Source organism: Leclercia sp. J807, assembly GCF_009734465.1.
Lineage (GTDB): Bacteria > Pseudomonadota > Gammaproteobacteria > Enterobacterales > Enterobacteriaceae > Enterobacter.
This window is the reverse complement of sequence record NZ_CP046446.1, coordinates 2162873-2184156: the sequence shown is the minus strand read 5'-3', so window position 1 is coordinate 2184156 and position 21284 is coordinate 2162873. Positions and strand designations below refer to the sequence as shown.

21 protein-coding genes are annotated in these 21284 nt (G+C 54.6%); 12 read left to right on the top strand and 9 right to left on the bottom strand.

The features are described 5' to 3' along the window. Positions 1 to 109 precede the first annotated feature (109 nt). The 3 genes from GNG26_RS10545 to GNG26_RS10535 all read left to right on the top strand — a co-directional run bounded on the left by GNG26_RS10545 (position 110) and on the right by GNG26_RS10535 (position 3520). Entirely contained in the window at positions 110 to 2299 is a 2190-nt protein-coding gene (locus GNG26_RS10545) for a TonB-dependent siderophore receptor (protein ID WP_103824491.1), read from the top strand. 107 nt (positions 2300 to 2406) lie between these two features. Continuing rightward, on the top strand, positions 2407 to 3195 hold the full coding sequence (locus GNG26_RS10540) for a phosphotransferase family protein (RefSeq protein WP_156238638.1): 789 nt from the start codon (positions 2407 to 2409) through the stop codon (positions 3193 to 3195). An 85-nt stretch (positions 3196 to 3280) separates the two neighbouring features. Further along, on the top strand, positions 3281 to 3520 hold the full coding sequence (locus GNG26_RS10535) for a DinI family protein (protein WP_156238637.1): 240 nt from the start codon (positions 3281 to 3283) through the stop codon (positions 3518 to 3520). 115 nt (positions 3521 to 3635) lie between these two features. Here GNG26_RS10535 and GNG26_RS10530 read toward each other — a convergent pair whose 3' ends face one another. From GNG26_RS10530 to GNG26_RS10520, 3 genes are all read right to left on the bottom strand, one after another. Continuing rightward, positions 3636 to 4109 carry a hypothetical protein gene (locus GNG26_RS10530; RefSeq protein ID WP_156238636.1) on the bottom strand — a complete coding sequence of 158 codons (474 nt, stop codon included), beginning with the start codon at positions 4107 to 4109 and terminating at the stop codon, positions 3636 to 3638. Positions 4110 to 4558: 449 nt separating this feature from the next. After that, on the bottom strand, positions 4559 to 5014 hold the full coding sequence (locus GNG26_RS10525; protein WP_156240167.1) for a hypothetical protein: 456 nt from the start codon (positions 5012 to 5014) through the stop codon (positions 4559 to 4561). Positions 5015 to 5367: 353 nt separating this feature from the next. Then, positions 5368 to 6252 carry a LysR family transcriptional regulator gene (locus tag GNG26_RS10520; protein WP_156240166.1) on the bottom strand — a complete coding sequence of 295 codons (885 nt, stop codon included), beginning with the start codon at positions 6250 to 6252 and terminating at the stop codon, positions 5368 to 5370. 117 nt (positions 6253 to 6369) lie between these two features. On the opposite strand from GNG26_RS10520, the gene GNG26_RS10515 reads away from it, so the two are divergent. Together GNG26_RS10515 and GNG26_RS10510 are read left to right on the top strand one after the other, a co-directional pair. After that, positions 6370 to 7503, top strand: a complete 1134-nt coding sequence (locus GNG26_RS10515; RefSeq protein WP_156238635.1) for an alpha/beta hydrolase — start codon at positions 6370 to 6372, stop codon at positions 7501 to 7503. Between the two features lie 60 nt (positions 7504 to 7563). Continuing rightward, a complete protein-coding gene (locus tag GNG26_RS10510) occupies positions 7564 to 8736 on the top strand; it encodes an MFS transporter (protein WP_156238634.1) in 1173 nt (390 codons plus the stop codon). Between the two features lie 3 nt (positions 8737 to 8739). Here the strand turns inward: GNG26_RS10510 and GNG26_RS10505 are convergent, their stop codons facing one another. Beyond that, positions 8740 to 9690, bottom strand: coding sequence for a GlxA family transcriptional regulator (locus GNG26_RS10505; protein ID WP_103824497.1), 951 nt, complete (start codon positions 9688 to 9690; stop codon positions 8740 to 8742). 278 nt (positions 9691 to 9968) lie between these two features. On the opposite strand from GNG26_RS10505, the gene GNG26_RS10500 reads away from it, so the two are divergent. From GNG26_RS10500 to rclA, 4 genes are all read left to right on the top strand, one after another. Then, positions 9969 to 10775, top strand: coding sequence for an SDR family oxidoreductase (locus GNG26_RS10500; RefSeq protein ID WP_156238633.1), 807 nt, complete (start codon positions 9969 to 9971; stop codon positions 10773 to 10775). A gap of 71 nt (positions 10776 to 10846) precedes the next feature. Next, positions 10847 to 11869, top strand: a complete 1023-nt coding sequence (locus tag GNG26_RS10495; protein ID WP_114315117.1) for an alpha/beta hydrolase — start codon at positions 10847 to 10849, stop codon at positions 11867 to 11869. Between the two features lie 79 nt (positions 11870 to 11948). Beyond that, complete coding sequence (locus tag GNG26_RS10490; RefSeq protein WP_156238632.1) at positions 11949 to 12965, top strand: NAD(P)-dependent alcohol dehydrogenase; 1017 nt, start codon at positions 11949 to 11951, stop codon at positions 12963 to 12965. A 44-nt stretch (positions 12966 to 13009) separates the two neighbouring features. Beyond that, positions 13010 to 14335, top strand: coding sequence for a reactive chlorine resistance oxidoreductase RclA (gene rclA, locus GNG26_RS10485; protein WP_156238631.1), 1326 nt, complete (start codon positions 13010 to 13012; stop codon positions 14333 to 14335). A 38-nt stretch (positions 14336 to 14373) separates the two neighbouring features. Here rclA and GNG26_RS10480 read toward each other — a convergent pair whose 3' ends face one another. The 4 genes from GNG26_RS10480 to GNG26_RS10465 form a co-directional block, all read right to left on the bottom strand. After that, positions 14374 to 14595 (bottom strand): hypothetical protein, encoded by a 222-nt coding sequence (locus GNG26_RS10480; protein WP_156238630.1) that lies wholly within the window; start codon positions 14593 to 14595, stop codon positions 14374 to 14376. A 259-nt stretch (positions 14596 to 14854) separates the two neighbouring features. Beyond that, positions 14855 to 15151 carry a nitroreductase gene (locus GNG26_RS10475; RefSeq protein ID WP_156238629.1) on the bottom strand — a complete coding sequence of 99 codons (297 nt, stop codon included), beginning with the start codon at positions 15149 to 15151 and terminating at the stop codon, positions 14855 to 14857. 145 nt (positions 15152 to 15296) lie between these two features. Beyond that, positions 15297 to 16061: an SDR family NAD(P)-dependent oxidoreductase gene (locus GNG26_RS10470; RefSeq protein ID WP_156238628.1), complete on the bottom strand. Its 765-nt coding sequence runs from the start codon at positions 16059 to 16061 to the stop codon at positions 15297 to 15299. Between the two features lie 32 nt (positions 16062 to 16093). Continuing rightward, on the bottom strand, positions 16094 to 17116 hold the full coding sequence (locus GNG26_RS10465; RefSeq protein WP_156238627.1) for an alpha/beta hydrolase: 1023 nt from the start codon (positions 17114 to 17116) through the stop codon (positions 16094 to 16096). Between the two features lie 290 nt (positions 17117 to 17406). On the opposite strand from GNG26_RS10465, the gene GNG26_RS10460 reads away from it, so the two are divergent. Beyond that, on the top strand, positions 17407 to 18309 hold the full coding sequence (locus GNG26_RS10460) for a LysR family transcriptional regulator (protein ID WP_156238626.1): 903 nt from the start codon (positions 17407 to 17409) through the stop codon (positions 18307 to 18309). A 31-nt stretch (positions 18310 to 18340) separates the two neighbouring features. Beyond that, a complete protein-coding gene (locus GNG26_RS10455) occupies positions 18341 to 19252 on the top strand; it encodes a LysR family transcriptional regulator (RefSeq protein ID WP_156238625.1) in 912 nt (303 codons plus the stop codon). 265 nt (positions 19253 to 19517) lie between these two features. Here GNG26_RS10455 and GNG26_RS10450 read toward each other — a convergent pair whose 3' ends face one another. Next, the gene (locus GNG26_RS10450; protein WP_156238624.1) at positions 19518 to 20159 is read right to left on the bottom strand and encodes an HD domain-containing protein; all 642 of its coding nucleotides are present in this window, start codon (positions 20157 to 20159) and stop codon (positions 19518 to 19520) included. Between the two features lie 119 nt (positions 20160 to 20278). Between GNG26_RS10450 and GNG26_RS10445 the strand changes: the two genes are divergently transcribed. Then, positions 20279 to 21280: a GlxA family transcriptional regulator gene (locus GNG26_RS10445; RefSeq protein ID WP_156238623.1), complete on the top strand. Its 1002-nt coding sequence runs from the start codon at positions 20279 to 20281 to the stop codon at positions 21278 to 21280. Positions 21281 to 21284 lie beyond the last annotated feature (4 nt).

The window sequence follows — 21284 nt, the reverse complement described above, 5'->3', positions numbered from 1 at the left end:
AATGATTATTCATATCATCTTGATAATCACTATCACCTTTGCGGTGATGCTTTTGCGCTACGGGGCGTCCATGCCTCCGGCTCGTTGAAAAATCAGGATGATCACAATAATGAAATCGCACAGTTATCGCGCGCTAAGTTCATGTTTATTCATGACATTAGCCGCCAATGCCTCTGCTGAAGTACAAAAAGATGAGACGCTGGTGGTCGCTGCCAGCCGTACAAATCACAGCATCGCCGACATGGCGCAGACCACCTGGGTTGTGGAACAGGCTGAAATTGAACAGCAGGTTCAGGGGGGTAAGGAGCTCAAAGAGGTGCTGGCGCAGTTAATTCCCGGTATGGACGTCAGCAGCCAGGGGCGCACCAACTACGGGATGAATATGCGTGGTCGATCCATGATGGTGATGGTGGACGGCGTGCGTTTAAACTCCTCGCGCAGCGACAGCCGCCAGCTGGATTCTATCGATCCGTTTAATATTTCCCGCATCGAAGTCATTTCCGGCGCCACCTCCCTCTACGGCGGCGGCAGTACCGGCGGCTTAATCAATATCGTGACCAAAAAGGGCCAGCCGGAAACGGAAGTCGAGTTCCAGACCGGCCTGAAAACGGGCTTCAACAGCCATAACGATAATGACGAGAACGTCGCAGCGGCGGTCAGCGGTGGCAACGATAACGCTTCCGGGCGCCTGTCAGTGGCCTATCAGCGCTTTGGCGGCTGGTACGATGGCAATGGCGATGAGGTGATCATCGATAACACCCAGACCGGTTTGCAATACTCTGACCGTCTGGACGTGATGGGCACCGGCACGCTGAATATCGACGATCATCAGCAGCTGCAGCTCACCACCCAGTATTACAAAAGTGAATCTGACGGTAAGCACGGCCTTTATCTGGGCGAGAACTTCTCGGCGGTAACGGGCGCGGGCAATGCGTATAACAAAAACAATCTCGACTCCGACCGTATTCCCGGCACCGAACGTCACCTGATTAACCTGCAATATTCCAATACCGATTTCTGGGGCCAGGATCTGCTCGCCCAGATTTACTACCGCGATGAGAGCCTGACCTATTACCCCTTCCCTACGCTTTCCGGCGGTCGGGTCACCAGCATTGGCGCCTCTCAGCAAAAAACCGATTTCTACGGCGGCAAGCTCACCATCAACAGCAAGCCGGTGGAGGCGTTGACGCTGACATGGGGTGTGGATGCCGAGCATGAAACCTTCGACGCCAACCAGCAATTTTTCGACCTCAACAAAGCGGCGGCCAGCGGGGGCATGAAGCTGGATAATGCCTATAACGTAGGACGCTATCCGGGCTACAGCATCACTAACCTCGCCCCGTTCCTGCAAAGTAGCTACGACTTCTCCGCGATCACCCTGAGCGGTGGCGTGCGCTATCAGTACACGGAAAACAAGGTCGATGATTTTATTGGCTACACGCAGCAGCAGGCCATTGCCACAGGCAGAGCGACCTCCGCAGACGCCGTGCCGGGCGGCAAAACGGATTACAACAACCTGCTGTTTAACGCCGGTATTCTGGGTCATCTGACCGAACGCCAGCAGCTGTGGTTTAACTTCTCCCAGGGCTTTGAGATCCCGGATCTGGCGAAATATTACGGCTCCGGCACCTATCAGCTGGTGAACGGCCATTATCGTCTGGTCAACAGCGTGAACGTGAACGACTCAAAACTCGACGGGATCAAGGTTGATGCCTACGAGCTGGGCTGGCGTTACACCGGGGATAATCTGCGTACGCAGATTGCCGGGTATTACTCTCTGTCTGACAAAACCATCAACATTAATAAAAGCGACATGACCATCAACGTTGAAGATGACGAACGTCGTATCTACGGTGTTGAAGGCCAGATCGACTATTTCTTCACTGACAGCGAGTGGAGCACCGGCACAAACTTCAACGTCATCAAATCGGAAACCCGCGTCGACGGAAAATGGGAGAAGCTGACGGTAGACAGCGCCAGCCCGTCCAAAATGAGCGCATGGGTCACCTGGGCGCCGGGCGACTGGACGTTGCGTGTGCAAAGCACCCAGACGTTCGACCTCTCTGATGAAGCCGGTAAGAAGATCGATGGTTATAATACCGTGGACTTCCTGGGCAGTTATCTTCTGCCGGTCGGTAAGCTGAGCTTCAGCGTCGAAAACCTGCTGGATGAAGATTACACCACCGCATGGGGCCAGCGCGCACCAGGCCTCTACAGCCCAACCTACGGTGCTGAAAACCTCTATACCTACAAAGGCCGTGGCCGTACATTTGGCCTGAACTACTCGGTTCTGTTCTGACAGTGGCTGCCGCCTGCAATGCGGGCGGCAGTTTTTAGCGCAACGGCCCATTTACGTTACACTCTGGATCCTGAGCAACCCACCCGCTACTGCTGAGAGGATCTGGTATGCCTGCACGGGATTTATCCAGAATGGGCGCCGCCAATGTGGCGCTAACGGTCAGTCATAGCGGCCAGGCGGTTATTGAAAAGTCTCCTGTTGGCGCGGTGGAGTTTGGTTTTTATCAGGACGCTGCCACGGCGCTTAACGAGGTGGGCATTGCGACCCCGGCGCTCTTTTCCGCCGATGCCACCCTACGCAAATTATGCATGGAGTATATTCCTTACCCGGTTGAACAGTCTGATGTCGCCAGTGATGAGGTTCTCACGATGCTGGCACGTCTGCACCGTTATCCGGTGAATACCGCATGGCACTACCACCCGCACTCATGGTCAGAGAGGACGCTCGAAAAAGCGCTCATCCTGCTGGCGTTACCTGAGAAAAGCGCACGGCAGCTTCAGCAATTTCAGCAGCGTAGTGATGTGCTGTTTAGCGGCCACCGTCTGATTTCAGGGGACAGCAATGCGGGTAACTGGGGAAGAAGAGAAAATGGTGAGGTCGTGCTGTTCGACTGGGAACGGTTTGGAAAAGGAAGTCCTGCTATCGACCTTGCCCCACTTATAAAGGGAATGGGGACGATGCGCGCGTATACAGACCTCGCTGAACGCTACTGCACGTTAACTTATCACCATAGTGTCAATGAATTAACGAGAGAAATTGCCATCGCTAAGGCATGGATTGTCACGGAAGTCATTGTGTTACTTTACGAGCGGCAAAAGAGCGCGTTCTCCTTATATCAAACCTGGTATCAATCACACCTCCCTGACTGGTTAGAGAACACCGCACGACGATTATGAATACAGTCATTCGGGCGACCTTGACAGGCATCATTACCCCGGTGAAAATGCTGTACATTAAAACAGTATTTATAAGGGGTATGTGATGTTCGTTGAACTGGTGTACGACAAACGAAATGTTGCCGGGCTTCCGGGCGCCAGAGAGATCATCCTGGCTGAACTGACGAAGCGAGTGCATCGGATCTTTCCGGATGCCGAGGTGAAGGTTAAGCCGATGCAGGCGAACGGCCTGAATAGCGATGCCAGTAAAAGCGATCGGGAAAAGCTGAACCGTATGCTCGAAGAGATGTTTGAAGAAGCCGATATGTGGCTGGTTTCGGATTAAGCTCAGAAAGCCGCGCATAATCATAGTAGGTGCCGGAGACCGCTTCGTGCCAGAAGCCGTTACTGGCCCCTTCATTATGACCTGCCGGGGATAAACCTTTTAAGATTGAGAACGTTTAAAGGCGTTTTGGCCGTGTTGCGAAGTAGACAACCGCTGCTCCGATAGCGACGATGAGCGTATCTTCAATTATGCCACTTCTGGTCTGCCCAATTTCTGCTATGGCTTTTTTGCGTGCCGCAAGTGTGGCATAGGCAAGTGGCACAGCGGCAGAGATAGCGATTGCTGCCCCGGTTTTTTCTTCTCCCTTAGGTGCCAACGCGGCGCCCGCGATTCCTGCACTGGCTACACGCGCTGACAAGCCCAAAAATACGGTGCGGTCCGGGGCTGACTTCATCTTGTCGCCAAACAGCTCACCAGCTCCCATCGCTAACGCGCCAAATTTGAATAACGGACGGTCCAATAGCATGAGGCTCCCCGGTGTGTCGCGCCTGGCAAGGCGTGCTGCTGCGAGGGCCGCCATCGGCGTCATAAAACGGCAGCTGGCGACAACGCCAATTAAAGCGGAATATACAAACCTGGTTATTTTCATTATTAATCTCCCGGATAAACAGTATTTTATTAATTCTTAAGTGTTATTGGGGGCAAGTCAGTCCCTCTCGGCCTCACTTACTTATTTGTATGGCCACGTTATTTGAACGCTTTCAGCTGAGTGTTGACCAGGGTGCAGCTTCCTGTGCAATTTCAACTGCAATAGTCATTATAGATGAACGGCCTGATATAGCCGATTTCCAGGAGATATCAGCTCTGATTGGTTAGCTTATGTGCCAGAGCATTATGCTCAGCATTGGCTGCATGCCCGACATCGGAGAACCGTACTGGATGACTGGACAATAACCTCACAAGGTGTCGCGCTTTACTTCGCGCATAATCGTTATTTGCCTGCGCTTTAGGGTTATTGCTCGACACAGTAATAAACGTTTGGGAAGTGCTGAATAGTGTCATCAAAGGGGCGGCAAGCCCCTAAGACATCGCCTGCAATCAGTGCGTCGTAATATAGGGCTCTTTCACAAACGCAGCCAGCAACCAGACCAGATCGTGCAGCAGACCGGTCAGCCCTTTCGCGACGCTGGCAGGAAGGGTTCCGCCCATAATCGCTTGCGTCAGGTCCAGAGCATAATCCACCTGGATCGCGGTCTCTTGCCAGCAGTCCGGCACGCAGGAGGTGAGTTTTTCCCCTTCGATAAGATGGGCTATCAGGTGCGGCGGAAGGTCGGCATCACTGAGGTGTCGCAGCTGACGAAGGGTTTGCAGCAGGCGTTCACAGAGTGCAGCGCGGGTTGCGGTATCATCGGTTTCGAGCAGCACGCTCACCAGGGCGGCGCAACGATCAACGGTTGCGAAAAGGTCCGCATCGGCCGGCACCGGGTGGGTAATAAGTTGCTGAATAACGCTTTCGTCAGACTGCAGATAAGTCAGGGTTGGAACAGTAGCCATCATAAAACTTCCTCTACATGTTGTTTTGTTAACCACCCGTTAGTTCCTACGCTCGGGGGTAGCGCTGACGGAGGTAGGAATACCGCCCACATAGAAAACGGCCAGCCATACAGCTGCTCCGCCAGCGCCACCATAATTTTAAAAGGGGAATGCGCTGTGGCGACAAAACACGATCGCTTTATGCCCACGGGTTCCTACGCCCGGTTGCGGATATGCCGCAATGCAAAGACTTTACGGCCCTGATTACGTGAAGAAAAGAGTTAACCCTGAATTACACAGGGTTAATTTGGGGTTTGCGAGGCGCCTTCCAGAAATGGTTTGCCGGAGGCGCTTCGCAACCCCGGCCTGGAAATCTACATTCTCAGCGTATCGATCACCGCTCTTAAAGCGGGCGACACGTTGCGATGGGGATAATAGAGGAACAGCCCGTCCATGCTCAGGCTGTAACGCTGCAACACCCGAATCAGCGTCCCGCGCTCTAAATCATCTGCCACCAGCTCAACCGGCACGTAAGCCAGACCCAGGCCCAGCCGGGCGGCCTCGGCTTCCATGTAGCTGTCGGACAGAGCCCACTGCCCCTCGGGACGATGCCTGACACTCTTACCCTCCTGAACCAGTTCCCACTGGTAAAGGCTGCCGTCGGCAAACTGGTAGGCAATGCAGGGGTGGGCCGCTAAATCCGCTGGCTTCTGGGGAAAGCCGTAGCGACGCAAATGATCGGGAGTACCGACCACCGCCATCTCCATGTCGGGCGTAATGCGCACCGCGACCATCCCCTGCCCCACCTCCGGCCCAAGCCGGACCCCGGCATCGAATCGTTCGGCAATGATGTCGACGAAGCGGCTCTCATTCATCAGCTCCAGGCGGATATCGGGGTAACGCTGCTTAAATACCGCCAGCTTTGGCAACAGACATTTATCAATGGCATGCTGGCTGGCGTTAATGCGTACCGTCCCGGAAGGCGTTTCGCGGTAGTGCGCCAGTGTGGCAAGCCCGGTATCCAGAGCATCGAAGGCAGATTCTGTCGCCTGATAAAGCTGCTCCCCCGCCTGGGTCAGGGAGAGTCTGCGCGTGGTGCGCACCAGCAGTTGCACGCCCAGCCGCTCTTCCAGGTCGCGAACAGAGCGGCTGATCCCCGACTGCGCCAGCCCCAGCCGCTGGGCGGCAGCGGTAAAGCTGCCCTCTCGCGCCACCTGCATAAAAAGATACAGTTCGTTGTAATTTTCCCGCTTCGCCATCATGCCCCACCAATTTATAACAATATGGTATGAATCCTAGCAGTTTTTGCCCTCTAATCAGCACTATTTCTGCTAACTATACTGGCCTCAACATCACAACACAGCCCGGTACCTCTTATGAAAACATTCACCCAAAAACTGTCAGCGGCCATGCCTGCAATGCTGCTATGCGCCTCTTTAAGTGGAGTAACAACCATGAGTTATGCAGAGACAACCAATCCGAACGCCCCGATATCGATGGTCACCACATGGGACAAAACCTTTGCTGAAAGCAAAAAGGTCGATCACCGTAAAGTCACCTTCCAGACCCGCTACGGCATTACGCTCGTGGGCGATCTCTATCTGCCGAAAGACCGGGACGATCGCAAGCTGGCGGCGATCGCGGTCAGCGGACCGTTCGGCGCGGTGAAAGAGCAGTCCAGCGGCCTCTATGCCCAGACCCTGGCGGAGAAGGGATTTGTCACCCTGGCATTCGATCCCTCTTACACCGGCGAAAGTGGCGGCCAGCCGCGCAATGTCGCTTCTCCCGATATCAACACCGAAGATTTCAGTGCCGCGGTGGACTTCCTCGGACTACAAAAAGAGGTGGATCGTAACCGCATCGGTATCCTTGGCATCTGCGGCTGGGGCGGCATGGCGCTGAACGCAGCCTCCATGGACACCCGCGTGAAAGCGGTCGCCACCACCGTAATGTACGACATGAGCCGGGCGATGGGCCACGGCGTGGGCGATGGTAAAGACCGCTACTCGGCAGCCGATCGCCATGCTGTTCTTGAGTATCTGAACGAGCAGCGCTGGAAAGACGCAGAGAGCGGTACCTTTGCCCATGCCGGACATGATATTTATGTCGAAAACGGCAAAGCGACCGCCGCTGAACGTATTCTGCCGGAAGCGTTACCTGCCGATCCGCATCCGGTACTGAAAGAGTTCTTTGATTACTACCGGGTGCCGCGTGGTTTCCACGAGCGCTCCGTAAACTCCACCGGCGCATGGACCGCGACCATGCCACTGTCGTTTATGAACATGCCGCTGTTGAGCTACGCCAAAGAGATCACCATCCCGACACTTATCGTCACTGGTGAAAAGGCGCACTCGCGCTACTTTGCTGAAGATGCCTACAAAGCTGTCGGCAGCAAGCAGAAAGAGCTGGTGGTTGTCCCGGGCGCTAACCATGTCGATCTCTACGACAATGTCGCCGGTAAGATCCCGTTTGCGCAGTTCGAGCAGTTCTTCAAAACCAGCCTGAAGTAATCCTCTCCGCCACCTGTCCCTGGCAGGTGGTGTTGTTTTTCCCCTTCGTGAAATCTGATTATGTCCACACTGAGCCAAACCACACAGAGTAACGAACGCGCGTACTGGGGCGGTATTTTTGCCATGACCTTGTGCGTATTTGTCCTGATTGCCTCGGAGTTTATGCCGGTCAGCCTGCTGACGCCCATTGCCCGCGATTTAAGGGTCACCGAGGGTCTGGCCGGCCAGGGGATTGCCATCTCCGGCGCGCTGGCGGTCCTGACCAGCCTGAGCCTGACCCATATTGCCGGGAATATGAACCGTAAAACGCTTCTGCTGGGTATGACGGCGCTGATGGCGGCGTCCGGGCTGCTTATTGCCTTTGCCTCCAGCTACCTGGTCTATATGGTCGGGCGCGCCCTGATTGGGATCGCCATCGGTGGCTTCTGGTCCATGTCGGCCGCAACGGCCATCCGCCTGGTGCCGCAACATCAGGTCTCCCGTGCGCTGGCGATTTTCAACGGCGGTAATGCCCTGGCAACGGTGGTAGCCGCCCCGCTCGGCAGCTATCTCGGAGCCACCATCGGCTGGCGCGGAGCCTTCCTGTGCCTGGTTCCGGTGGCAATGATCGCATTCATCTGGCAGTGCTTTAGCCTGCCGAAGATGGAGAATGACCGGGCGGCACAGGGTACGGTATTGCGCCTTTTCCGCCAGCCTGTGGTGCGCGTGGGCCTGTTAGCCTGCGGCCTGTTCTTTATGGGACAGTTCGCGTTATTCACCTACGTGCGCCCATTCCTCGAAACCGTCACCCAGGTCAGCGCCTCCGGCTTGTCGCTGATCCTGCTTACCATCGGTATCGCGGGATTTGTTGGCACGCTGATTATCGCCGCCTTTTTAAATGCGCGTTTTTACCAGACGTTAATGGCGATTCCCCTGCTGATGGCCATCATTGCCGGAATGTTGATCCTGACCGGGCACAGCGTCTGGATCGTCGCCCTGCTGTTGGGTCTCTGGGGTCTGCTGGCAACCGCAGCGCCAACGGGATGGTGGACGTGGCTCGCCCGTACTCTGCCCGAGGATGCAGAGGCCGGTGGCGGACTGATGGTGGCGGTGATCCAGCTCTCTATCGCCCTGGGCTCCACGGCGGGTGGCATGGTGTTCGATAACGTTGGCTGGCAAAGCACCTTTGGCATGAGTGCTATTTTGCTGCTGAGCGCGGTCGTGCTGACGTTTTTCACGGCACGTAAGCGCTGAACATCAGGAGGCCAGCGTGCCTTTCCCTGTGCGTAACGACTGCGGTGGAATACCGTATCCGCGCATAAAGACATTGCGCATATGACGCCGGTCCCGGAAGCCTGACTCACGGGCGATCACCTCCAGCGGTAAGCGGCTCTTCTCAATCATCAGTCGTGCAGCCTCAAGCCGCAATCGTTCTATCACCCGCGCCGGGGATTTACCCGTTTCATTTAAAAACAGGCGATTGAGCTGACGGGCACTCAGATGTACAGCATGGGCAAGATGCTCAACGGTAAGCGTTTTGCTCAGATTTTGCCGGACATACTCAATCGCCAGCTGCAGGCGGTCGCTTTTAGGGGATATGGCAAGCAGTTCTGAATGCTGGCGCTGCCCTCCCGTCCGGCGCTGATTCATGACCATACGGTGGGCAATATTGCGTGCAACATCGGTACCCTGATCTTTTTCAACCATCGCCAGGACCATATCAAACCCGGCGGTCATGCCAGCCGACGTCCAGATCTGATCGTCGATAATGTAGATCAGGTCCTCTTCGGTTCGTATGGTGGGGTGAAGGACTTTCAGGCTGTGGGTATAAGCCCAGTGTGTCGTGGCGCGTTTCTCCTGCAATAGCCCGGCCTGAGCCAGCACGAAGGCACCGGTACAAATTCCGGCAATACGGCGCGCGCCGGACGCATGATTTTGCAAAAAATGTATCACCCCCGCGGTTGCCGGTAAGGCGACGGGGGTGAGTACGCCACCCACAAGCCAGGTATCAACCTGGCTCTCTTCAGACAGAGGCTGGGTGATGACATTTATCCCGTAAGACGAGGCCACCTCTCCTCCCTTTTCTGAATATACCGTGCAGTGGTAGAAGGGTTCGCCTAATACCAGGTTAGCAAATTCAAAAATTGTCAGCGTCGATAACGCAAGAGACTGGAACTGGTCGGAAATAAGGAGCCCTACCCGATGCATGCCATTAATCCTTCTTCAGTAAAATCTTAATCACCCTGTCTATAGTGGGCTCCCAGCCCCCTGGCTGGACGTCTGTTGTCATTATTTTCTCACCCGGAAGATTTACCAAAAAAACGATTCATCAGGCAATACGTTAATTACCTGGCGCGACGCAGTTTTTACTGGATTTAAAACACACCGACGCAAAATGTCCGAAATCGTGCCCGTTTACGTCATTTTCTCTCTGGCGTCTTCACGTAATCTCAATTCATCCCTTACACCCTATCGAGGTGATTTAAATGAGTGATTCAGTGAAAGGAACGGCGGTCGTAACAGGTGCATCAACCGGCATGGGCGCGCTGTATGCTGCCCGGCTTGCAAGAATGGGTTACGACCTGATCATTGTTGCCCGCAATCATAACCGGCTCAATCAGATGGCAAGCCATATCACCGCCGACAGCGAACGTAACGTGGAGGTCGTGGCGGCGGACCTGAACGATCCGCGGCAGCTGGCCACCCTCGAGGAGAAACTGCGTAATGACGCGAGCATCACGCTGCTGGTGAATAACGCGGGAATGGGCACCCATACTCAGCTCGTTGACAGTAACGTTGAGCAGATGACGAGCATGATCAACCTGAACATCATTGCCCTTACCCGACTGACTTACGCTGTGGTTCCCGGCTTCGTTAAGCGTGGCCGGGGAGCCATCATCAATATTGGCTCCATTGTGGGTATCGCGCCTGAAGTGCTGAATGGCGTATATGGCGGCAGTAAAGCCTATGTTCTGGCATTCACCCGCTCTCTGCACCGGGAGTTAGCTGGCAAAGGTATTCAGGTTCAGGCTGTCCTGCCCAGCGCAACGGCGACGCCATTCTGGGATAACGGAGGCCTTCCGCTGAGCCAACTCGACCCGGGTATCGTTATGCAGGCCGAAGATATGGTTAATGCGGCGCTGGTCGGGTTCCAGCGCGGGGAGCTTATTACTATCCCTTCGCTGCATGACGAAAACCGTCTTCAGCAGTGGGAGCAGGCGCGTCAGGCGATCATTGAAGACTTCTCTCACAATGTACCTGCGGCGCGCTATCGGCCTTCTTCAAAGGTGTAATGCCTGAAGAAACAGAGTGATCAGTATTTTTCATCGCATATTCACCATCAACTATTCCCCAGGAAAAAATAATGAAAACGAAACTGAGTGTCAGTGCCCTGTTATTAGCGACGCAGGTCACCGCCGCATGGGCAGCGCCCGTACAAAACAGGCCAGAGCCTACTGCCGGGGTGGCTTCATTTCTCAAGGTACTGAACAGCAGCGGCGGAAAACCGATGGAGGCCTTAACCCCGCAGGAAGCGCGCCAGGTGCTGGTCTCAGCCCAGCAAGGGGCTAAACTGCCAGCGGCGCAGGTAAGCGAAAAAACGATTACCGTTCTCGGCAAGCCCCTGAATCTGACGGTGGTAAAACCCGAAAACAGCGGAACGCAGACGCTGCCTGTGTTCATGTTTTTTCACGGGGGTGGCTGGGTGCTGGGAGACTATCCAACACATGAACGACTGGTCCGGGATCTTGTAAACGCTTCGGGCGCGGCGGCTGTTTTCGTCAATTACGATCCTTCGCCTGAATCCCACTATCCTGTTGCCATCACGCAGGCTTATGAGGCCACGAAATGGGTGGCTGAACATGGCGCAGAAATCGGCGTTGACGGAAAACGCCTGGCGCTGGCAGGAAACAGCGTCGGTGGCAATATGGTGGCTGCCGTCGCGCTGCAGGCAAAACAATTTAACACCCCAGCGATCCGTTATAACGTCATGCTGTGGCCGGTAACGGACGCGCACTTTGATACCGCTTCCTATAATGAATTCGCTGACGGCTATTTTCTTACCCGGAACATGATGAAATGGTTCTGGGATAACTACACCACCTCGGATAAAGAGCGAAATACGATTCTGGCCTCGCCATTACGCGCGACGGCTGAAGAGCTTAAGGGGCTGCCGCCTACCCTTATTCAGACCGCCGAGCTGGACGTGCTGCGTGATGAAGGTGAAGCGTTCGGGCGCAATCTCGATAAGGCGGGGGTGCCGGTTACCGTCACGCGCTATAACGGGTTGATCCATGACTATGGCCTGTTGAATGCCCTGAGCGAAGAACCAGCGGTGAGAACCGCAATCAACCAGGCGGCTTCCCAGCTCAAAATCCATCTGCAGTAATTCCGTGGCCAGCCAGGGTCGCTGGCCTTCATTTACGGCTATGAGGGTGACTGAACCGTCTTCTGTTCGGAGCGATAGTATGAAGGCGATAGTGCTGAACGCCCCCGGTGGGCTCGATCATATTTCATTAACCGATTTGCCCGATCCTGGACAACCTGGTCCGGGCCAGATCCGCGTGGCAATCCATGCCACCTCTTTAAACTTCCACGACTTACTCGTCGCCAGCGGCAAGGTGCCGACCGCCGATCGGCGCATCCTGATGGCTGACGGCGCGGGCGTAGTAGACGCGACCGGCGAAGGTGTCACTGATTTCAAACCGGGCGACAGGGTGGTATCCACCTTTTTCCCTCAGTGGACAGAAGGCGATGTCATAGCGTCAGTCGGTGACTTCGGGCAGACCCCAGGCGATGGCGCCCAGGGATTTGCCGCGGAATATGTTGTGCGCCCTGCATCGCATTTTACCCATGCGCCTGCCGGATGGAGTCACGCTGAAGCCGCCACGCTGACTACCTCTGGTCTGACGGCATGGCGAGCCCTGGTCGTCAATGCAGGATTAAAGGCGGGCGATACGGTCCTGACGTTAGGGACCGGCGGCGTGTCGATTACCGCTCTACAGATTGCCAAAAGTATGGGGGCGAACGTGATTGTCACCTCTTCTTCTGATGAGAAGCTGGCGCGGGTAAAAGCGCTGGGAGCCGATCACGTCATCAATTATCGCTCAACGCCGCAGTGGGGAGAAAGGGTCCAGGAGATCACGGGTGGCCGCGGTGCGGATGTTGTCATTGAACTCGGTGGGCCGGGTACGCTGGCGCAGTCGATAGAAGCAGTGCGCATTGGGGGCCATATTGCTTTGATTGGCGTCCTGACGGGTATGGAAGGCGTTATACCGACCGCGATGCTAATGGCAAAACAGGCCCGTCTTCAGGGGCTGGTGGTCGGCAGCAATCGTATGCAACAGGAGTTTGTCAGAGCCCTGAATCAAACCGGCATCCGTCCCGTCATCTCCGACCGTTTTGAAGGTCTGGCTTCTGTTGGTGAAGCATTCAGCCACATGGCTGGCAGAAAGCATTTCGGGAAAATCACTGTTGAATGGTAGCCAGAGGCTAAAACCCGGTTAACGCTTCTATCGCGGAGAGTAAGATGAACCATTATCAGGCAGCAATCATCGGATTTGGTAAAGCGGGCAAAACGCTGGCGGCGGCGCTGGGCCGCGCTGGCTGGCGTGTGGCGATCGTGGAAAAATCGAAAACCATGTATGGCGGCACCTGCATTAACATCGGCTGTATTCCCACCAAAGCGCTGGTACATGATGCGCAGGCCGCCACTGACTTTACTGAGGCTGCGCAGCGGAAAGCATCAGTGGTTGAATTCCTGCGTGAAAAAAATTATCTCAATCTGGCGAATCTCGAGTCAGTGGATGTCATCGACGGGCAGGCGGAATTTCTTGATCCCCATACGTTGAAAATCACGTCAGGAGAGGCGATCCGCACGCTCAGTGCGGACCGTATTTTCATTAATACCGGTGCAGAGGCCCGCTTCCCACAGATTGAAAGGCTGATCGCCGGGCCACGCATTGTTGACAGCACCGGCATTCTGAATTTATCCAGCCTGCCAGAGCGTCTGGGTATTTTGGGTGGCGGCTATATTGGCGTTGAATTTGCGTCGATGTTTGCGCGTTTCGGCAGCAAAGTCACGCTGTTTGAAACCGCATCGCAATTTCTGGCGCGTGAAGACAGCGACATCAGCGCGGCGGTCGCCACAATCCTGCAGGATCAGGGTGTCAAAATAGAGCTGAACGCGGTGGTTGACGCCGTTACCAGCAGCAGTGAGGGCGTTACGCTGCACACCCCGCAGGGCGATCGCCAGATGGATCTCCTGCTGGTCGCCACCGGCCGCCGCCCTGCGACCGGGACGCTGAAGCTGGAAAATGCCGGAGTCTTAACGGACGCGCGCGGCGCCATCCAGGTTGATAAGAGACTGAAAACCTCGACAGACCACATCTGGGCGATGGGCGATGTCACCGGCGGGCCGCAGTTTACCTATGTATCCCTCGATGATTACCGCATCGTGTACGATCAGCTGCTGGGTAAAGGGACGCGTACCACGGACGATCGGCTGAATATCCCTTATTCGGTATTTATGACCCCTACGCTGTCGCGCATCGGCTTAACGGAAGCGCAGGCGCGGGAGCAGGGAAAAAATATTCAGGTGGTGTCACTGCCGGTGGCGGCGATCCCGCGGGCACGCGTTATTAACGATACACGGGGAATGTTGAAAGCCGTGGTCGAAAATGACACTCAGCAGATACTGGGCGTGTCGTTACTGGCTGCAGATTCGCATGAGGTGATCAACATCGTAAAAACGGTCATGGATGCCGGGCTGCCGTACACGGTGCTGCGCGATCAGATCTTCACCCACCCCACCATGAGCGAATCGCTGAACGATCTGTTTGCTCTGGTGAAATAGGCGCTATCCCTCAGACAGGCTGACCTGACGTGATGGCGTCAGCCTGCTTTGTACGCCACCCACTCTTGCCAGACATTTTCTGGGTCAATATCGCGGTAGCCGCGCTCTCTGATCATATCGTTGGCCGCCTCGTCCGGCAGCCGGATGGCCGTAGCGCCATCGCGGATAGCTTCTACCTCTTCCTGTGTTAACGCCCGCCCCAGCTCCTGCTCTTTATCAATCAGGACGACGATTAAGGCGGGCACAAAAATAATCTGCATATTTATAATCCTTTAATATGTTTGCCTGCCACTTTATCACTGGCTGTTAAGGTATAGCGCCTGAATCGTGAATTTCATCAGGACGGGAGCTTATGATGCTATAAATCCGGCAAGCCACTCTGGCAGATGTGGTGCTGCTCAGTGCGCTGGGATGCAGTACCTATCGTGCTCACTTTACTCATGTGGGTGTAAGAGGAATAATTGAATGCCTTTTTAAATGAAACAGGCATGCAATCTCTCTATCTACCTGAAGTGGACATTATTCATTTACGCTGACATTCAGCCTTTTGGCTTCCATCGTAATCAACCTTTGGGCAACCGTCATATCGCCGCCGTGAACACGATCTATCAGGTTCTGGATGAGCGTAACCATCAAAAAACTCTTGTTAGCAGGAGAGAAATCAGTCATATCAATCCCGCTCTCCTGAAGTTCATGATGTGCTGCTCTCTCTGTTTCTTCAACAATTTCAGCAGTTTTCTCGTTCATCCGATCAATGTGTGCAAAGACAATACGATTGATCATTTCTATCTGTTCTGGCGTGAAATTTTTTTCCATTATTGTCCCTCGAGAAGGTTAGAAACTTTAAAAATCGGTCATATTGCAACAAATATAATAAATGAATAGATCACCACTTAAATAGTAAGACATTCTTAAGCTTGAAGCGGCCAGCGCCTGCTTTGGCATCTGGCCATATGATGGCTTAACGCATGGTCAGGCCGCCATCAATGGATATGAACTGGCCTGTCACGTAGGATGACGCATCGCTGGAGAGCCAAAGCACCACGTCTGCAATTTCTTCAGCCCTGCCATGACGTTGCATAGGAACGCCCTGCACCATCGCCTCCAGCGCCTCTTTCTGGCCTGAGGCAACCATAGCGTCAACCATTGGTGTCCAGATAAGCCCCGGGCAGACGGCGTTAACGCGAATGTTGCGCGCGGCATACTCGAGCGCAGCACTTTTGGTAAGGCCAAGCACGCCATGCTTGGCAGCGTGGTAGTTAGCGCGTTCTGCACCACCCACAATCCCGCCGATAGATGAGCAGTTCACGATGACGCCGCTGCCCTGCTTACGCATCTGCTGCAGTTCGTACTTCATACAGCCCCAGACGCCGCGCAGGTTTACCGCCGTGACGCGGTCGAAATCTTCTGCTGTCGCATCCGCAATCTCTGCCAGCACATTCTGGATCCCGGCGTTGTTGAAGGCGATATCGAGGCGGCCAAAGGTCGCGACGGTCTCCTGCACCATCGCGGCGACGTCATCCAGATCCGCCGCGTTGCAGGTCATCGCTTTAGCGGTATAGCCGGAAGCCACCAGCGACTCTGCGGCCTGCGTCACCGCCCCGGCGTTAATATCAGCCAGCACGACGGATGCACCCGCCTCAGCATAGGCCTGGGCGGTGGCGAGACCAATACCCGAAGCGGCTCCGGTCACTAAGGCAATTTTATTATTGAGTGAATAGGTCATAATATTTTTCCTGTTTGAATAGAAGCTGGCTGTTAAAGATGTTTACCGAAGAAAGCAGCGAGTTTATCCACCGCCGGAGTGACGTACTGCGGCTTGTCATATAAATCAAAATGCGATGCGCCAGGAATAATCATTAATTCCTTCGGCTGTTTTGCATTATCAAAAGCCTGCTGGCTAAATTTACGGGTTTCTGCTTTCTCCCCCGCAATTAATAATACCGGCCGGGGAGAAATATCCTCCATATGCTCCAGCGGGTAATAGGCCATATGCAGCCCCGGACTGGTCACGACATAGCGGTTTCGGGCATTCGGATGCGCGCCCCGCGGGGTGAGATAATATTCCGTCGCTTCCCGCACAAAATTCGGCGTACGGGCATCGACGCTATCCCGCGCCGGGAGGAGCTGTTCAACCTTCAGCGGGGCACCGGCGGCCTCTTTATTTAACTGCGCATCGACGCTTTGCAGTAATTTCAGCCTGTCGGCAGCCGAGACCGGCGCCCCCTCAATACCGTTCCGGGTCGCATCCCCGATGTCGTAGGTCACGACCCCGGCGACCGCTTTCACCCGCAGATCGGTTTGCGCTTCGTGGAGGGTATAACCGCCACCAGCACAGATGCCCAGCGCCCCGATGCGTGCGGCATCAACCTGCGGCAGGCTGCTCAGGTAGCCAATCGCACTGCGAATATCCTGTACCCGGTCTGCCGGGTTTTCCAGGTCACGCGGCAAACCGCCGCTTTCGCCGTAGTGAGAAGCATCATAGGCCAGAGTAATAAATCCGCGCTTTGCCAGCTGTTGGGCGTAAAGACCCGAGGTCTGTTCTTTTACGCCGCCCCAGGGATGAGAAACGACGATGGCGGGGTATTTTTTCGCGCTATCGTAATCAGGCGGCAGGTAGAGATTGGCCGCCATTTTGACATCACCATTCTGAAACGACACTTTCTGTGCGTTCATGGCATTAATACCTTCGGCAACGGTAGTTGGCTGGGGTTGTTCAGAATATGCAGCGCTGGCAACAAATAATGATGCCAGCAATAATGAAACTTTAGATAATGACATAACGCCTCCTGACCGATATTTCTATCAGCATGATTGATCTGTTTTAATGGTAATTTCGTGAACCTTCAGCGTGATGAAAAATATCCACCCGCGCCGTTCAATCTCTTTTCAATTATTTCTTGATTACGCCTGACGGAAATTATTTCTTCCCATCCTTGTTTGCTTGCAAATAAATATACCTGACGTAGTCAACCCAGACCAGTGCGGCCTATTTCTTGCATTTATAAGCAGAATTCATTAATGTTTTTAAACCTGACTTATCTCCTGTGTCGCGTCCGTGTGAGGAAGAAATGGCTCGTGAGGGTTTCAGCGATTTATTAGCGCTTATTGCGGTAGCGCAAACCGGGAGTTTTACCCGGGCAGCGGCGCAGCTGGGCGTTACCCAGCCCGCCCTGAGCGCCAGCATCCGCGGTCTGGAGGAGCGGCTCGGCGTACGCGTGTTGCTGCGTAGCACGCGTCGGGTATCCCTGACCATGGCGGGGCAACATCTGGTGGACAGGATCGTGCCCGAATTTGCCTACATCGAGAAAGAGCTTGAATCGCTGAACGATCTGCGAGACAAGCCGACCGGCACCCTGCGCATCACCGCCATTGACTATGCCATTCGCCAGGTTTTGTGGCCTAAACTCTCCCCCTTTTTGCAGCAGTATCCCGATATCACCGTTGAGCTGATCAGCGAGTATGCCAGCGTCGATATTGCCGCCAGAGGCTATGACGCCGGTGTCAGATTCGGTATGGAGCTGGCGCAGGACATGATCTCCGTGCGTATCAGTCCGGATGTGAAGAATACGGTGGTCGGATCGGCGGACTATTTTACGCGATTTCCAGTCCCCGGGCGGCCTGAGGCACTCGACCAGCACAGATGCATTCGGCTGCGCACCTCTACTTATGGCGGCCTTTATGACTGGGAATTTACCGAGGGTCAGCGTGAGTTCTCCGTCAGGATCGGCGGCCCCGTCATCTGTAATAACGCTTACGACATTCTCGAAGCTGCAAAAGCAGGATTGGGGCTCGCCTACCTGCCGCAGGATATGGTTCAGCCCTGGCTGGATTCAGGCGAGCTGGTGTCGGTACTCGAAGCATGGTGCCCGCTCTGGCCGGGCTTGCATCTCTATTACCCTAACCGGCGCCAGCATTCCCGGGCCATGACGCTGATGGTTGAAGCGTTGCGTTTCCATGAGAATCAGGCATAACGGCGTGTTTCACGCATAACCGAGGCGGAATATGTCAGGCGAAATCTTCAGGGATATTGTGGCGTTTATTACTATTGCCCGGGAACGCAGTTTTACCCGGGCTGCTGCCGAACTGGGCGTTTCCCAGTCGGCGTTAAGCCATACCATCCGTAATCTTGAGGCGCGGTTGGGGCTACGACTGCTGATCCGCACCACGCGCAGCGTCTCTCCCACCGAGGCCGGGCAGCGCTTGCTTGAGCGGGTATCTCCCCGCTTCGATGTCATTGCCGGGGAACTGGCCTCCCTGAGCGAGCTGGGCAGCAAGATCGCCGGGACGGTCCGCATCACGGCGTCGGATTTCGCCTGGAACACCTTTGTCTGGCCGCGCCTTTCCGCTGCTTTGCTGCACTATCCTGACGTCAAGCTGGAGGTATCGAACGATCCGGCCCTGACCGATATTGTTGCCGATCGCTTTGACGCCGGTATCAGGCCAGGCGACAGGATCGGCAAAAATATGGCTTCCGTGCGGATTTCACCCGACTGGCGAAACGTCATTGTGGCCTCCCCTGATTATCTTTCTGCAAGACAGCTGCCGCTCACGCCGGAGGATTTGGCCCGACACGCCTGCATCAATACCCGCTACTCCATGAAAGAGGGTATCAGCCCCTGGGAACTTAAAAAGGGTGACACCCTGGAGGCTTGTCGTGTCGATGGCCCTTTGATCTTTAACTCGGTATATGCGGCGCTCGATGCAGCTCTGGCGGGATATGGTCTGGCTTTTGTACCGGAAAACCTCGCCCGCCCCTGGCTGGAGCAGGGCCGTCTTCGATCAGTGCTTGAGACGTGGTGCCCGCTGCGCCAGGGGTTCCACATTTTCTACTCCAGCGAGCGCCAGCTCCTGCCAGCACTCTCGATGATTATTGAGACGTTACGATATGAGCCAGCGGTCCAGGATGTTACATAGACCCACCGTTCAATGACTGATGGATCCGGGAATTATCCCTGGCAGGGTTCATGGCAGAGCAGCGGATAGGTCTGCCCCCGCTAAAAACAGCAGCATTGGTCTGGCTCAATCTGTCTATGCGCCAACCGTTAACTGCCGCAAAAAGGCGCATGACGTCTTCAGCTAAACGTCATGCGCCGCCTGTGAAGGCATCATCCATATTTAAGCTCAAGATCATCCCTGATATTTAACTGCTGCGCTCATTCAATTAGTGCGTTGCGGCGGCTCAGCCGTGCCAGCGTGACTGCCGGATAATATTGCAGAAGTTAAAAGGAGTGAAACCGGGTTCTTTATCCTTAATAACGTCAGCCTTTACGTTACCGAATGTCGTCTGCGGCTTGTGTTTTATACCGTCATAGAATGCCTGAATAATATCCTCTTTAAATGTTGGCGTACGGGGATACTGCTGCGTAACCGCTTTAATATCTGCTTCTGAGAATTTTTCATAATCGATTCCCAGCACATCCATTTCCACGCCTGCGGTAACCAGGGCTATTTCTGGTGCCATGAACTCAGGTATGCCGGGTGTGGTATGGAGTGCAATGGCTGTCCATACCTTATCAATGTCGGCAGGAGCGATACCATATCCCTTCAGAAAGGTACGTGCCGCATTGGCGCCGTCTACTTCAAAACGTTTGTCACAGCTGCAATGCTCATGGGTGAGCCCAATGTCATGAAACATACAGCCAATGTACAGCAGCTCACTGTCTACTTTCAGACCCCTTTCCTCTCCGGCCAGGGCCGCCCAGTAATAAACCCGGCTTGAATGATTAAACAGCAGCTCTGTTTCGGTGTCCCTGATAAATTCCGTGGCTTCTCTGGCCATACGGCTGTCCGGGACGCTGATACCTTTAATTGCAGAACGCATGAATAACTCCTTAGATGGCTATGGTGTGCCTCTAAATTAGGGTTTATCATTCATGTCTGCTACCGTACTTTTACGACGAATAAGGACATCTGGATTTATTCAGACGCCGGGAGGAGAAAATGAGTCATACCATAGCCATACTGGCGGTGCCGGGCGTGCAGTTGCTTGATGTAGGCGGGCCTATAGATGTTTTTGCTGAGGCTAACAGAATCCTGGGACGTCAATTTTATCGTCTGTATGTCGTTTCCGTCAGTGGCTCTGCTGTACAGGCCTCGTCCGGCGTCAGGCTTACGGCAGATTTTTCACTCACGGATATTTCAGAACTCGTTCCTGATACGTTTCTCATTGCGGGCGCACCAGGTATGTCTGGTTATACGCCAGAGAGCAATGTCCTGGCGGGTATTACCGACTTATGCGAAAAAAGTGAGCGGTTTGGATCCGTATGTACTGGCGCGCTGCTGCTGGCGCTTACCGGAAAACTCAACGGTAAGCAGGTCACCACCCACTGGAATTGTGCGGAACTGCTTTCTATCAGACATCCTGAAATAGTTGTGGAAAGCGATGCGCTGTTTATCGCCGATGGTAGGGTGCGTACTGCCGCCGGTGTGACATCCGGCCTCGATCTGGCACTGAGGCTGGTAGAAGAAGATCTGGGTCGGGAAATTGCGGCCGAGGTTGCGGATCAGTTAGTGATGTTCTTTCGTCGGCCTGTTAATCAGTCTCACTTTGTCAGACGAAGCCAACTTTCCCTGAACGGACGCTCAGCGCTCCAGGATCTTCAGCGTTGGGCAATTCAGAATATTAAAGAGATTGGCTCGGTTTCCATGTTGGCGCAACACATCAACCTTAGTGAAAGGCATCTTACGCGTATATTTCGCCAGGAGATCGGCTTGACCCCGGCTCAATGGCTGGAGCGCGAACGTGTGTCGAAAGCGCGCTTGCTGATTGAAAAAGAGAAGCTGCCCGCAAAAAAAATAGCCGCAGAATGTGGTTTCTCAGGTCCGGATGTCATGCGGCGTGTGTTCAGTCGGCTCACAGGCATGACGCCTGCCGCCTATCGGAAGATGGTAAGCCAACAGGAATACTTCCCCACCAAAGTTTGCCCTAAACTCACTGAATAGCGGC

Bases quoted from the DNA above. Each gene is read 5' to 3' on its own strand.
- GNG26_RS10480 (WP_156238630.1), bottom strand. From the start codon at position 14,595: ATGCAGATTATTTTTGTGCCCGCCTTAATCGTCGTCCTGATTGATAAA.
- GNG26_RS10490 (WP_156238632.1), top strand. From the start codon at position 11,949: ATGAAGGCGATAGTGCTGAACGCCCCCGGTGGGCTCGATCATATTTCA.
- rclA (WP_156238631.1), top strand. From the start codon at position 13,010: ATGAACCATTATCAGGCAGCAATCATCGGATTTGGTAAAGCGGGCAAA.
- GNG26_RS10475 (WP_156238629.1), bottom strand. From the start codon at position 15,151: ATGGAAAAAAATTTCACGCCAGAACAGATAGAAATGATCAATCGTATT.
- GNG26_RS10465 (WP_156238627.1), bottom strand. From the start codon at position 17,116: ATGTCATTATCTAAAGTTTCATTATTGCTGGCATCATTATTTGTTGCC.
- GNG26_RS10450 (WP_156238624.1), bottom strand. From the start codon at position 20,159: ATGCGTTCTGCAATTAAAGGTATCAGCGTCCCGGACAGCCGTATGGCC.
- GNG26_RS10540 (WP_156238638.1), top strand. From the start codon at position 2,407: ATGCCTGCACGGGATTTATCCAGAATGGGCGCCGCCAATGTGGCGCTA.
- GNG26_RS10495 (WP_114315117.1), top strand. From the start codon at position 10,847: ATGAAAACGAAACTGAGTGTCAGTGCCCTGTTATTAGCGACGCAGGTC.
- GNG26_RS10510 (WP_156238634.1), top strand. From the start codon at position 7,564: ATGTCCACACTGAGCCAAACCACACAGAGTAACGAACGCGCGTACTGG.
- GNG26_RS10525 (WP_156240167.1), bottom strand. From the start codon at position 5,014: ATGGCTACTGTTCCAACCCTGACTTATCTGCAGTCTGACGAAAGCGTT.
- GNG26_RS10515 (WP_156238635.1), top strand. From the start codon at position 6,370: ATGAAAACATTCACCCAAAAACTGTCAGCGGCCATGCCTGCAATGCTG.
- GNG26_RS10520 (WP_156240166.1), bottom strand. From the start codon at position 6,252: ATGGCGAAGCGGGAAAATTACAACGAACTGTATCTTTTTATGCAGGTG.
- GNG26_RS10535 (WP_156238637.1), top strand. From the start codon at position 3,281: ATGTTCGTTGAACTGGTGTACGACAAACGAAATGTTGCCGGGCTTCCG.
- GNG26_RS10470 (WP_156238628.1), bottom strand. From the start codon at position 16,061: ATGACCTATTCACTCAATAATAAAATTGCCTTAGTGACCGGAGCCGCT.
- GNG26_RS10505 (WP_103824497.1), bottom strand. From the start codon at position 9,690: ATGCATCGGGTAGGGCTCCTTATTTCCGACCAGTTCCAGTCTCTTGCG.
- GNG26_RS10445 (WP_156238623.1), top strand. From the start codon at position 20,279: ATGAGTCATACCATAGCCATACTGGCGGTGCCGGGCGTGCAGTTGCTT.
- GNG26_RS10545 (WP_103824491.1), top strand. From the start codon at position 110: ATGAAATCGCACAGTTATCGCGCGCTAAGTTCATGTTTATTCATGACA.
- GNG26_RS10460 (WP_156238626.1), top strand. From the start codon at position 17,407: ATGGCTCGTGAGGGTTTCAGCGATTTATTAGCGCTTATTGCGGTAGCG.
- GNG26_RS10455 (WP_156238625.1), top strand. From the start codon at position 18,341: ATGTCAGGCGAAATCTTCAGGGATATTGTGGCGTTTATTACTATTGCC.
- GNG26_RS10500 (WP_156238633.1), top strand. From the start codon at position 9,969: ATGAGTGATTCAGTGAAAGGAACGGCGGTCGTAACAGGTGCATCAACC.
- GNG26_RS10530 (WP_156238636.1), bottom strand. From the start codon at position 4,109: ATGAAAATAACCAGGTTTGTATATTCCGCTTTAATTGGCGTTGTCGCC.